Annotated in this window: 14 protein-coding genes; all 14 read left to right on the forward strand. The window is 33.9% G+C overall.

The window, feature by feature from the left end; translation table 11 throughout:
• Positions 1-25: 25 nt before the first annotated feature.
• On the forward strand, positions 26-817 hold the full coding sequence (locus DX522_RS07095) for an ABC transporter permease (RefSeq protein WP_115180287.1): 792 nt from the start codon (positions 26-28) through the stop codon (positions 815-817).
• On the forward strand, positions 817-1,548 hold the full coding sequence (locus tag DX522_RS07100) for an ABC transporter ATP-binding protein (RefSeq protein WP_115180288.1): 732 nt from the start codon (positions 817-819) through the stop codon (positions 1,546-1,548). The genes DX522_RS07095 and DX522_RS07100 overlap by 1 nt, the downstream gene beginning before the upstream one ends.
• A gap of 7 nt (positions 1,549-1,555) precedes the next feature.
• Positions 1,556-1,909, forward strand: a complete 354-nt coding sequence (locus tag DX522_RS07105) for a GtrA family protein (RefSeq protein ID WP_262054189.1) — start codon at positions 1,556-1,558, stop codon at positions 1,907-1,909.
• A gap of 35 nt (positions 1,910-1,944) precedes the next feature.
• Positions 1,945-2,895 carry a glycosyltransferase family 2 protein gene (locus DX522_RS07110; protein WP_262054190.1) on the forward strand — a complete coding sequence of 317 codons (951 nt, stop codon included), beginning with the start codon at positions 1,945-1,947 and terminating at the stop codon, positions 2,893-2,895.
• A gap of 9 nt (positions 2,896-2,904) precedes the next feature.
• Positions 2,905-3,972 (forward strand): dTDP-glucose 4,6-dehydratase, encoded by a 1,068-nt coding sequence (gene rffG / locus DX522_RS07115; RefSeq protein ID WP_115180291.1) that lies wholly within the window; start codon positions 2,905-2,907, stop codon positions 3,970-3,972.
• A gap of 75 nt (positions 3,973-4,047) precedes the next feature.
• Complete coding sequence (rfbA, locus tag DX522_RS07120) at positions 4,048-4,920, forward strand: glucose-1-phosphate thymidylyltransferase RfbA (protein ID WP_115180292.1); 873 nt, start codon at positions 4,048-4,050, stop codon at positions 4,918-4,920.
• A gap of 1 nt (position 4,921) precedes the next feature.
• The gene (gene rfbD, locus DX522_RS07125) at positions 4,922-5,806 is read left to right on the forward strand and encodes a dTDP-4-dehydrorhamnose reductase (RefSeq protein WP_115180293.1); all 885 of its coding nucleotides are present in this window, start codon (positions 4,922-4,924) and stop codon (positions 5,804-5,806) included.
• Between the two features lie 12 nt (positions 5,807-5,818).
• Positions 5,819-6,391, forward strand: a complete 573-nt coding sequence (locus tag DX522_RS07130) for a GTP pyrophosphokinase (protein ID WP_115180294.1) — start codon at positions 5,819-5,821, stop codon at positions 6,389-6,391.
• On the forward strand, positions 6,391-6,933 hold the full coding sequence (gene rfbC / locus DX522_RS07135; protein ID WP_115180295.1) for a dTDP-4-dehydrorhamnose 3,5-epimerase: 543 nt from the start codon (positions 6,391-6,393) through the stop codon (positions 6,931-6,933). The genes DX522_RS07130 and rfbC overlap by 1 nt, the downstream gene beginning before the upstream one ends.
• 29 nt (positions 6,934-6,962) lie before the next feature.
• A complete protein-coding gene (locus DX522_RS07140) occupies positions 6,963-8,876 on the forward strand; it encodes a rhamnan synthesis F family protein (RefSeq protein WP_262054191.1) in 1,914 nt (637 codons plus the stop codon).
• 4 nt (positions 8,877-8,880) lie between these two features.
• Positions 8,881-9,693, forward strand: coding sequence for an NAD-dependent epimerase/dehydratase family protein (locus DX522_RS07145; RefSeq protein WP_115180296.1), 813 nt, complete (start codon positions 8,881-8,883; stop codon positions 9,691-9,693).
• Positions 9,694-10,734: an acyltransferase family protein gene (locus DX522_RS07150; protein WP_115180297.1), complete on the forward strand. Its 1,041-nt coding sequence runs from the start codon at positions 9,694-9,696 to the stop codon at positions 10,732-10,734. It begins immediately after the preceding gene.
• An 18-nt stretch (positions 10,735-10,752) separates the two neighbouring features.
• On the forward strand, positions 10,753-12,282 hold the full coding sequence (locus DX522_RS07155) for a glucosyltransferase domain-containing protein (RefSeq protein ID WP_115180298.1): 1,530 nt from the start codon (positions 10,753-10,755) through the stop codon (positions 12,280-12,282).
• A gap of 12 nt (positions 12,283-12,294) precedes the next feature.
• Complete coding sequence (locus DX522_RS07160; RefSeq protein WP_115180299.1) at positions 12,295-13,173, forward strand: glycosyltransferase family 2 protein; 879 nt, start codon at positions 12,295-12,297, stop codon at positions 13,171-13,173.
• The last annotated feature ends 5 nt before the right edge of the window (positions 13,174-13,178 follow it).

The following is a 13,178-nucleotide window of genomic DNA, read 5'->3' on the forward strand; positions in this document are numbered from 1 at the left end:
ATCCGATTATAGATAGGACTAGATTATGCTAAATAAATTTGTAGGCAAATTTCGCCGATTTTATGCATTCGATGAACTTTTAAAACAACTTATCATAAGAGATGTAAAACTCAAGTACCGCCGCAGTTATTTGGGGTATTTATGGAGTATATTGAACCCCTTAATGTTAATGATGGTTCTTGTTGTTGTTTTCTCTAATCTCTTCCGATTTGATATTCCTAATTTCCCACTTTATATGATCTCGGGTCAATTTCTTTTTAATTTTATGACTGAAGCAACCAATATGTCTGTTGGTTCAATTACTGGAAATTCTGCCTTAATAAAGAAGACATATGTGCCAAAATATGTTTTTACAGTTTCTAAGGTAGGAAGTTCTCTAGTTAACTTACTCTTTTCTCTTGGAGCCTTGCTGTTAGTAATGATTTTTACAGATGCAGAGTTTTCTTGGAATCTCTTATTTTTTCCTGTCATTATTTTAGAAGTATTTATTTTTAGTTTAGGACTTGGTTTGTGGCTTTCTGCGATTACAGTCTTTTTTCGTGATATTCAGTATTTATGGGGCGTATTTATTTCAATGTGGATGTACCTTACTCCATTATTCTATCCCGTATCAATCATTCCGGAGGAATACCAAGAGTTATACAAAAATGCAAATCCAATGTATGGCTATATTGAGCAATTCAGAGATATCGTCTTACATGCAAAATTTCCACAGACTGATTCGATTCTAATCGGTTTTGGTACGGCTATTTTGGTTCTTGTCCTTGGGGCTTGGTATTTTAATAAAAAACAAGACGAGTTTATTTTATATATCTAATGAATAAAGAAACAGTAATTAAAGTCACTAATGCTACGGTGCGTTTTAATAAAGCAACCGAACAATATAATGGCTTAAAAGAATATGTGATTAAGATGCTAAAAGGGGAACTGATGTTCCAAGAGTTTTTAGCATTAAAAGATGTTAATCTTGAAGTGAAGAAAGGTGAGTCTTGGGGGTTAGTTGGTACCAATGGTTCTGGTAAGTCGACTCTTTTAAAGTTAATTTGTGGTATTTTAAAACCCTATAAAGGCATTGTCGAAGTACATGGTAATATCGCACCTCTCATTGAGCTTGGTGCAGGTTTTGATGGGGAACTTACTGCAAGAGAGAATATCTATCTCAATGGTGCTCTGCTTGGACATAAGAAAGCTTTTATGGAGCAGCATTTTGATGAAATTATTGAGTTTGCGGAGCTTCAAGATTTTGTGGATGTGCCACTTAAAAACTTTTCATCTGGTATGGCAGCACGCCTTGGTTTTGCGATAGCGACGATTGTTAAGCCAGAAATTCTCATTGTGGATGAAGTGCTTGCTGTAGGCGATGCAGCCTTCCAAGAAAAATGTAAAAAACGTATGGAAGAAATGCTTGCTGGTGGCACAACATTATTGTTTGTTTCCCACTCAATTGAGCAAGTAAAAGAGCTTTGCCAGAATGTGATTTGGATTGATAAAGGTATCGCAAAAGCTTCTGGTAAAACAGAAGATATAATCCCATTATACGATGTATGATTTTTATATGTTTTCTAAATATATTCTAGTCGGTATCATCAATACCGCCATTACAGCACTACTTATTCTTTTATTAATGTATTTGGGATTAGGCGTATATACTTCTAATGCGTTCGGTTATATTGCTGGCATTATCGTTAGCTTTATATTAAATACATTATTTACTTTCTCAACTAAACTCACATGGAAAAGATTTATAAAATTTATAATAAACTGTGGGATTTGTTATGTGGTTAATTTAGTTGTAATTTATCTAGTTTTATTCATTAATAATGAATGGATCTATTTTGCACAATTATTCGGTATGGGAGCTTATACCGTTTCAGGTTTTATTTTAAATAAATTATGGGTGATGAAATAATGCCAACAGAACAGAACAGAACAGAACGGCCATCTTTGGCGATCGTTGTTCCTTGTTATAACGAAAGTGAAGTTTTTAGCTATTGCTTGAATGCACTAACAGATATTTTAAAAGATCTTATTAATAAGAATAAGATTAAAGCAAATAGTTATGTACTTTTTGTTGATGATGGTAGCAAAGATGACACTTGGCAACAAATCGAGCAAGCAAGTAACGTATCCAATCTCATTCGTGGAGTAAAACTCTCTCGTAATAAAGGACACCAAATTGCACTCTTAGCAGGTTTGTATTCTGTAGATACTGATGTGAGTATCAGTATTGATGCCGATTTGCAAGATGATACCAATTGCATTTATGAAATGCTTGATAAATATATGCAAGGTAATGAAATTGTTTATGGCGTTCGCAATGATCGTACAACAGATACGGCATTTAAACGCGGCACAGCTGGACTGTTTTATACCTTAATGACTAAATTAGGTGTTGAGCAAACTGAAAATCACGCAGATTATCGTTTACTGAGCTCTAAAGCATTAGATGCATTAAAACAATATAAAGAGCAAAATGTATATCTACGTGGAATGATCCCATTAATAGGCTTTAAAAACGACAAAGTCTATTACACAAGAAGTGAACGTATTGCGGGTGATTCTAAATATCCATTAAAGAAAATGTTAGCTCTTGCATTAGAAGGTATTACTTCGTTAAGTATTGCCCCATTGCGTTTAATCTCAGTGATTGGTTTTCTAACTTGCTTATTTTCCGCTTTAGCAGGAATTTATGTTTTAGTGGATAAACTATTAGGAAACACAGTAGAAGGTTGGACATCACTTATGATTGCAATTTTCTTCTTAGGTGGAGTTCAAATGCTATCACTTGGTGTAATTGGTGAGTACGTTGGTAAGATCTATATTGAAAGTAAGAATAGACCAAAGTTTTTTGTTGAAAGATGCAGTATATCTAAGAATTTTTATCCTGACAATTAAAGAGGACTTATGAGTAAGAAAATTCTCGTCACTGGTGGTGCAGGCTTTATCGGTTCTGCAGTTGTTCGCCATATTATTGAAAACACGCAAGATAGCGTAGTAAACGTTGATAAATTGACCTATGCAGGTAATTTAGAATCCCTTGAAGCGGTAGAAAATCATCTACGCTATGCGTTTGAGCAAGTAGATATTTGTGATGCGAAAGCACTCTCTCGCGTGTTTGAGCAACACCAACCAGATGCGGTGATGCACTTAGCGGCAGAAAGCCACGTTGACCGTTCTATTGATGGTCCTGCTGCCTTTATCGAAACTAACATTGTGGGAACTTACACCCTATTAGAAGCCGCTCGTGCTTATTGGAATACCTTAAGCGATGAGAAAAAAGCAGCATTCCGTTTCCACCATATTTCTACCGATGAAGTATATGGTGATTTAGAAGGGACAGATGAGCTCTTTACTGAAACCACACCTTATGCACCAAGCAGCCCTTACTCTGCTTCAAAAGCCTCAAGTGATCACTTAGTTCGTTCGTGGTTGCGTACTTATGGCTTACCAACGATTGTGACTAACTGTTCAAATAACTATGGTCCATTCCACTTCCCTGAAAAACTAATTCCATTAATGATCTTAAATGCGTTAGATGGTAAACCATTACCTGTGTATGGCAACGGTCAACAAATCCGTGACTGGTTATTTGTGGAAGATCACGCACGCGCTTTATATAAAGTGGTAACAGAAGGCGAAATCGGTGAAACCTACAACATTGGTGGACATAACGAAAAAGCTAACATTGATGTCGTTCGCACTATCTGCGCCTTATTAGAAGAATTAGTACCAAACAAACCTGAAGGAGTAGTAAAATACGAAGATTTAATCACCTATGTGAAAGACCGCCCAGGCCATGATGTACGTTATGCGATTGATGCAGCAAAAATTGGTCATGAATTAGGCTGGAAACCACAAGAAACCTTTGAATCTGGTATTCGCAAAACCGTGGAATGGTATCTAAACAACAAAAAATGGTGGAGTCGCGTGTTAGATGGTTCTTATAACCGTGAGCGTTTGGGTAGTCAATAATTTTACAAGCGGTTAGGTTTTGGTACTTTTTGGCAAAACAGAGCAAAAACTAACCACACTTTAAAAAGGATCTCTATGAAAGGCATTATTCTCGCAGGCGGTTCTGGCACTCGCCTCTACCCAATTACTCGTGGTGTGTCGAAACAGCTTTTGCCTGTTTACGACAAACCGATGATTTACTATCCGCTTTCAGTGCTTATGCTGGCGGGTATTCGTGATATTTTGATTATCACCACACCTGAAGATAACGAGAGCTTCAAACGCTTATTAGGCGATGGTTCAGATTTCGGCATGAATTTACAATACGCTATTCAACCTAGCCCAGATGGTCTTGCGCAAGCCTTCTTAATTGGTGAAGAATTTCTCAACGGCGATAGCTGCTGTTTAGTGCTAGGCGATAACATTTTCTACGGCCAGCACTTCACACAAATGTTGCAAGAGGCGGTTGCACAGCCTTATGGCGCAACGGTATTTGGTTATTTAGTGAAAGATCCTGAACGTTTTGGCGTAGTGGAATTTGACGAAAACTTCAAAGCTATTTCCATTGAAGAAAAACCCACTCAGCCGAAATCAAACTATGCCGTAACAGGTTTATATTTCTATGATAACCGCGTAGTGGATTTTGCAAAACAAGTCAAACCATCGGCGCGTGGTGAATTAGAAATTACCACATTAAATGAAATGTATCTAAAAGACGGTTCGTTAAACGTGCAATTACTTGGACGTGGTTTTGCGTGGTTAGATACGGGCACACACGAGAGTTTACACGAAGCCGCTTCTTTTGTTCGCACCATCGAAAATGTACAAGGTTTACAAGTCGCTTGCTTAGAAGAGATTGCGTGGCGTCATGGCTGGCTCACATCTGAACAAGTGGAGCAACTGGCTAAACCAATGGCAAAAAATGAGTATGGGCAATATCTGCTTAGAATAATTAAGGAAAAAAAATAGCATGGCTAAACTCCTAATTACGGGAGCAAATGGGCAGGTAGGTTTCATTCTTTCTCAAAAATTAAGAAATGAATCAAAACACGAAGTATTGGCACTATCCCATGCTGAGCTTGACATAACGAATAAAGAAGCAGTTTCCTCCATTGTAGATTCTTTTGCTCCCGATGTAATCATTAATTGTGCCGCATATACAGATGTAGATAAAGCTGAGTCAAAAATAAAACTAGCTTATGATGTTAATATGAATGGCGTAAAATATTTAGCAGAAGCTGCAAATAAATGTAATGCAACTATTTTACATATATCAACTGATTATGTATTTGATGGGGGTAAGACGGATAAATATACAGAAAAAGATATTATCCATCCTATCAGTGTCTACGGTAGTTCTAAGGCGAAAGGAGATACTATCCTTTTATCTTTATCTCCAAAAGCTATAATTCTAAGAACCTCATGGGTATTTGGCGAGCACGGTAATAACTTTGTTAAAACCATCCTGGGTTTAGCAAAAAGTAAAGATACCTTAGCTGTGGTTAGCGATCAAATTGGCGGCCCGACTTATGCTAAGGATGTTGCGACAGCATTAATTTATATTGCTGAACAAATTATTGAAGATGGAAATATTAGATATGGTATTTATAATTTTGCTGGTAAACCTTGCGTAAGTTGGTATGATTTTTCGAAAACTATTTTTGAGGAAGCTGTTTCGCAAAACGTATTAGAAAAATCACCGCTTGTGAATGCGATTACCACAGCAGATTACCCAACACCAGCCAAACGCCCACTAAATTCTTGCTTAGATTTGACAAAAATACAACAAGTGTTCGGCATTCAACCAAGCGATTGGCAAGCAGCATTGAAAAACATTAAGGCATATATAGAATAAAAAAGGGAAAATATGCTTGAGAAAATAGAGCGTTTAATTGATGAAATTAATAAAGTTCATCTTGCTTTTTCAAAAGATTATTTTGAAACAGATAAAATTGAGAAAGTTAATTTAAAACATACGCTAGCAAAAGCGCCTGTGGAGCATATTTTATCTTATCGCTTAAACTTACACGAATCAATCAATGATTATTTATATCGAGCGGATTTATATGATGTCCCTTATTTTTATCGGGTAAAAACATCAGAATCTATTTTAGATAAAATTGAACGATTTAAACAACGTAGTGAAGGTTATCCTGTAAATAGCATTTTAAATGATATTTTTGGTGCACGAATTGTTGTTTCTTCTGAAGATATTGCTCAAGTGATGGAGCAATTAGATAATTGGAAAGAAAAATATGGCTTGAAAAATTGGTATTTACGCGATAAAGATGAATATGTAGGCATTCATATTTATTTCAAAAATGCCAGCAACTTTTATTACCCTTGGGAATTACAAATTTGGGATAAAAAAGATGCCGAAAAAAACATTCAAAGCCACCAAAAATATAAACGTAATTTTGTAAAAAATAAGGATTCTTAATGAAAGTTATTGATACCAAAATCCCCAATGTAAAATTATTAGAACCGCAAGTATTCGGCGATGAGCGCGGATTCTTTATGGAAACTTTCCGTGATGAATGGTTTAAACAAAATGTTGCAGACAGCACTTTTGTGCAAGAAAACCACTCAAAATCAGTGAAAGGCGTATTGCGCGGGTTACATTACCAAACCGAGAATACACAAGGCAAATTAGTGCGCGTGGTATCTGGTGCGGTGTTTGATGTGGCTGTAGATATGCGTGAAAACTCCCCTACATTTGGACAATGGGTGGGAGAGATTCTATCTGCCGAAAACAAACGCCAACTTTGGGTGCCAGAAGGTTTTGCACACGGTTTTTATGTGCTAAGTGATGAAGCTGAATTTACCTATAAATGCACAGACTACTACAATCCAAAAGCTGAACATTCTTTAATTTGGAATGATAAAACTGTAGGAATTGAATGGCCTTTGGATGGAAACCCAAACTTATCTCAAAAGGATTTATTAGGAAAATCGTTACAAGATGCAATTACTTTTAAGTGACTGATAATGTTAGGAAATAATATTAAGAGATGAAAAATATGAAACGTTTAGCAATTTATTTATTCTATGATCATGATGGAATTGTAGATGATTATATCCCGTATAAACTAGAGAAACTAAAAGAGTTTGTCCAAGACATTTGGTTTGTTTCAAATTCAGATTTAACAGCTGAGTCACGTAAAAAAATTCAACATTGCACAGATTACGTTATGTGCCGAGAAAATATTGGATTTGATGTTTGGGGATATAAAGAGGCAATTGAGAAAATTGGCTTTGATAAACTAGCTGAATATGATGAACTTATTCTATTAAATTATACTTTCTTTGCACCTATCTTCCCATTCTCAGAATTATTTGAGTGGTCAGAAAAGCAAGATGTTGATTTCTGGGGAATATCGGATCATGGAAAGGTCCAACCTAATCCGTTTACCGGTACAGGTGTTTTACATAAGCATATTCAATCGCATTTTATTGCAGTCAGAAAGAATATGTTAAATTCGCATGAATTTGAGCATTATTGGAAAAATATGCCAATGATCCATTCATATACAGACTCAGTGTTAATGCATGAGTCTAGATTTACACATCATTTCTACTCTAAAGGGTATAGTTATGCTGTTTATGTAGATTCTGATGTTTTTGGTAGTAAATATCCAACATTCTATGAAATTGATGATACATTTAGTAAATCTCGTTCTCCTATCTTAAAGAGAAGACCTTTTTTTCATGATCCATTACATCATGATAGAGAATGCTTATTTTTAAGAAGAGCCATAGAATACATTCAAGAACAATCAGAATACCCGATAGAGCTGATAATTAAAAATATCTTAAGAACATCAAAACCTAAAGATATTGCAACTAATATGACTTTATTAAAAGTCTTTGATTCTTTAAATACTGTAAAACTTAGAGAGAATTTGAAAATTCTTGTGGTTGCACATATATTCTATGCAGATATGCTTGAAGAGATATTATTTTATACCGAAAATATACCTTGCAAATATGATTTGCTTATTACGACGTCAAGTAAAGAGCAAAGAGAAGAGATCTTATCTTCTCCTATATTGGAAACAATAAATACAAATAATATTAAGGTGATTGTAACTGAGCAAAATAGAGGACGAGATATGTCTTCACTATTTATTAGTTGTAAAGATGATATTATGAATAGTGATTATGATTGGGTCTGTCGTTTACATTCAAAAAAATCTCCTCAAAATGGTTATAACATGGCGAAACATTTTAAGGAAATGATGTATTTAAATTTATTGAAGGATAAAGCATATGTATCTAAGTTACTTAATTATCTAGATAATAATAAAAACATAGGTTTTGCAATGCCTTCAATGGTTCATATTGGATATCCAACTCTTGGGCATGCTTGGTATAGTAATAAACCTCTTTGCTTAGAGATAGCCAAAAAACTAAATATTAATGTGCCTTTTGACGATATATCTCCATTTGCTGCATACGGTACCATGTTCTGGTTTAGACCAAAAGCATTGCGTAAGCTTTTTAAATATAACTGGAAGTTTGAAGATTTTAATAAAGAACCAATGCATTACGATGGTTCGTTGGCTCATGTTTTAGAACGATTATTAGCTTATGTTGCTCATGATGCAGGTTACTTAGCATGTAACATTATGTCGTCAGAAATGATGGAGCTAAATTACACTAAGTTAGAATATAAGATGCAAAGATTGGTAAGTAATCTATCTAATGGAGATATACCTTATCAAATTCACTTAGCTCACAACGCTAAGCATATGTTAGGAAATAATGCCTCATCAGGAACTTCGAATGTTAGCCGCTATTTCTTAATTAACGTAGTGCGATTATTAAAAAATCACGTATTAGGTAACTATCCTAGATTATCTAAATTAACACGAATGCCATATAGAAAATTAAGACATTATTATCATAAATTAAGAGGACATTAATTCAATGAATATTATTGTAACTGGAGCTAATGGTTATATTGGAAGAAATATTGTAAAAACACTGTTAAATAAAGGCCATCAAGTCACTGCTATGCTCTTTGATGGGGAAACACCCCATCCTTTTTTAGAAGGCGCAAACTTATTTTATGGAAATATATTTGCACTATCTCAAGATGAAAAATGTGATTTAGTTAAAAATGCAGAATATTTATTGCATTTAGCTTGGCAGGCAGGGTTTAATCATCGTGACTCTTCTCATTTAGCTAATGTCATGAAACATTATGAGTTTCTTACATCTATAGCTGAATTAGGTATAAAAAATATCTCTGTTGCTGGAACGATGCACGAGGTGGGATATTTTGTTGGTGCTATAGATGAAAATACGCCTTGCAATCCAAGAAATCCTTACGGCATAGCGAAAAATTTTTTACGTCAAGCTATGTTTGATTTTGCAAGTGTAACACCAGAATTAAATTTACAGTGGCTGCGCTTTTACTATATTACTGGAGATGATCGTTTTAGTAATTCCATTTTTACAAAAATCTTAAAGGCTGAAGATGAAGGTCAAGAATTTTTCCCATTGAATAGCGGAGAAATGCTTTATGATTTCGTTGATATTACGGAACTCTCAGCACAAATAGAAGAAAGAATTTTAAGCAAAGAAAGAGGTATATTTAATTGTTGCTCAGGCAAACCGAAGAGTTTAAGAACCGCTGTAGAAGAGTTTATTACTGAGCATAACTTAAAAATTAAGCCTAAGTATAATGTTTTTCCGGCAAGAACTTATGATTCTATGGCTACTTGGGGAAAAAGATAAATGCAAGAGAAACAACATCTATTTTATGTTGATGCGATTAAGATTATAGCTTGTATATCAATCATACTATTTCATCTTAATGTTCATGCATTTTATTCAAATAATAGCGCTTCTTTGATTGGTTCTCTTACTTATTTTAATGTTAGTTTTGGTGATCTTTGGATATCAATGTTTATTATTATTTCTGGATTAACATTAGCATTAACAAACAGAGAAAATTTTAGTATAAGGGGTTTCTTTAAAAAAAGGTTTTTAGCAATCTATCCTTCATTTTGGATTACCTATATATTGGTTGCTTTAGTCTTTCTAATCATTCTACATAAACCTTTTGGTGATGGAGAATATTGGAAAATTATATTAACATTTATTGGTTTAGATGGTTTCTTTTTATATAAATTTCCTAGCTATTACCTGGTTGGTGAATGGTATACAGGGTATATGCTGATAACCTATCTGTTCTTTCCAGTATTGTATATATTTTTTTCTAAGAAACCAATTATCTCATTTATTATAATAATTGCTATTGTTGCATGTGTATTTAATATTTATTCAGAAATATTTCAGATTCCTCAGACGATTAATCCAATAATGAGACTACCTGATTTTTTCTTTGGAATAATTTTTACTACATTTTTGTCTAAAAATGACACGTGCAAAATGATATTACCTGTATTATCTTTAATTTACTTAAGATTTTCAGATTTCGCTCATGCGCATATTCCATATCATTTTCATATGATTTTAACAGGGATTTCATTATTTTTGATTCTCGAATGTATTTTTAGGGTGATTGGTCAATATCTACCCCCAAAAATATTAGATAAAACAGCATACTGGGCCCAATATACTTTTTTAGCATTCCTTATACATCATCAGGTTTTATTGTATTTCTTTCAGGAGATACCTAATCTACCTAATGAAAACTCTACTTTCAAATTAAGTATTTGGGTTTCTGTTTGTGTGATAAGCTTTTCTTATGCCATTATTATATATCCAGTTGTGAGTAGTTTTTCTAAGTTTCTTTTTAAAAGAATAATGTGATTTTTATAGGAACCTTGTATGTATTTCTTATCTAATTGCAAATATAGTTTTGATGAATTTATCGATTTTCTAAGAAATAACTTATTTCTTATTAATATTACCGTTTTCTTTCTGCTATTGGGGTATGGAATAAAACTATTTTCACTAAGCTTCTCAATCGATACTGAGGCCATTATTTCTATTACTGATTCTCAATATAGTGCTTGGCATGAATTAGGGCGTACTGGGCTTGTGCTATTTAAACATTTGATGGGTATTGGTTGGTATAATAATGCATTAGCATCTTTTTTAATGGTTCTATTTATTGGCTTATCTGCATTAGTATGGGCTTATTTACTAAACGGAGGAGTAAAAAAGAATCATTCTCTTCTTTTTTTTACAATACCAGTTGTTTCATCGCCTATTATTGCTGAAATGCTAGGATTCTTATTAATGGGGATGGAAGTTGCTCTAGCCCTTATATTTATTGCTATAAGTTTGATGTGCACTCAGAACTGGATTTTTAGTAAATCAAGAATAGCACTTTTATTTGCAATAATTTTTAGCTTTATTGCATTTTCTATTTATCTAGCTATGGTGACGATATTTATCACTGCAACTTTCTTTGTGGTTTTTACGAAAATAGAAAATAATAATAGATTAAATAAGGAAACTGTATTTGTTACAATTAGATATGTTCTCGTATTTTTATTATCTTATTTAGCTTATACTATTTTTAATAAAGGAGCCCAATGGTATTTTGACATATCCACTCATCCATATATATCAGAGCAACTAAGATGGGGTAAGGATGATATTCACATTATCCTTAGCAATCTCTTAAATCATCTTATTGAAATATATTATTCGAATAGTATATTCTTCACTAAGTGGTTTCTAATTGTTTCCATAGTATTTTTCTTATTGCTGTTAATTAAAACATTTTATGAAAAAAAATCTACATATAACTTATTGATTGCGATCTGTATAGTTGCCTCTCCATTTATGATGGGCATTATTCTAGGTAATAGAACTACAGAACGAACAATAATGACTCATCCATTTGCCTTGGGTTTTATGCTATTTTATATTTATCAACATATTCAAAAACAGCATAAATACCTTAAGGGTATTTTAGTATTAACTCTGTCAGTTATTGGATTGTCTCAAAGCTACGTAGTGAATAGAATATTTTATACTGAGGCTATTACGTATCAGCAAGACGTTAATTTGGTTTATAGCGTCCAAAATAAAATAGGTGAGCTTGGATTCGGCGAGTTTCCTCCCTATCCCGTTGCATTCATTGGTTCACATAGCGTTAAATGTAATAATAGTTGTTATTCTAACCAAAAATTAGCTCTTACGGGTCGTTCTTTATTTGAAATAACTTTTGGCAATGAGCATGGAACTTTTGTAAAGAACCATTTTTTTGCAGCTCAAGGTGCAAGCTATAATCTCCCATCTAGTGAACAAATACAAATTGCGACAAAAGTCTCCGAGAATATGCCTCATTGGCCATCAAAAGGAAGTATTGCATTAGTAAATGATGTTATTATTGTTAACTTTTGAATCGATAATAAAATGAGTTTAAACTATTCCGTGATTGTATGCACCTTCAACGGTGCATCTTTTATATCAGAACAACTAAAGAGCATTTTATCTCAGCCTATTCTGCCACAAAAAATTATTGTATCGGATGATAGTTCTTGCGATGAAACCCTTGCTATTGTCCAGCAAATTTTTGCTCAGGCTAACTTTGCGGCTTATCAAATTGTACAAGGTCCTAAAAAAGGCGTGATCGCTAATTTTCTGTCTGCCTTAACGCATTGTGAAGCAGATTTTACTTTTTTAGCGGATCAAGATGATATTTGGCACTTGGATAAGATCACAGAATTTGCTCAAATGGCTGAAAAGCAAAATAGTAATGTTCCAACTCTGACTTTCAGTGATGCTCGTTTGATTGATGAACAAAATCAAGAAATCGCCCCAAGTTTTTTTGCTTACCAGGCTTTAAGTGCAGAATGTTTGAACGATGATTCAATTTTGTATAAAAATTGCGTGCAGGGAGCAGCTTGTATGATCAATCGAGCCTTACGTAATCTAGCATTAGAGTCTTTATCTTATACTCAACTTTCTGAACTTTATATGCACGATTGGTGGTTGGCACTGTTAGCGCGCTATTATGGTGAAACACAATTTATAGATAAGCCTTTGCTAGATTATCGTCAACATTGCCAAAATCAGATTGGCGTGTTTAATCATAAATTTCGTGCACTTTATTATGTAAGCCGTTTTCGTTCTTACTGGAAAAATTTTCGCCAATCCATTCGACAGGCCAAAATGTTTGAGTATTTTGTTACGCAATATGGAAAGCCGCATGGTTTGCCTGTAAAGTCAAAGCGGATTTATCATAGTGTGCCAACATTAAAGAAATGGATATTGCCACTTTTTGCAAAATAAGGAAA

Origin of the sequence: Haemophilus parainfluenzae (genome assembly GCF_900450995.1) — a bacterium.
GTDB lineage: Bacteria > Pseudomonadota > Gammaproteobacteria > Enterobacterales > Pasteurellaceae > Haemophilus_D > Haemophilus_D parainfluenzae_O.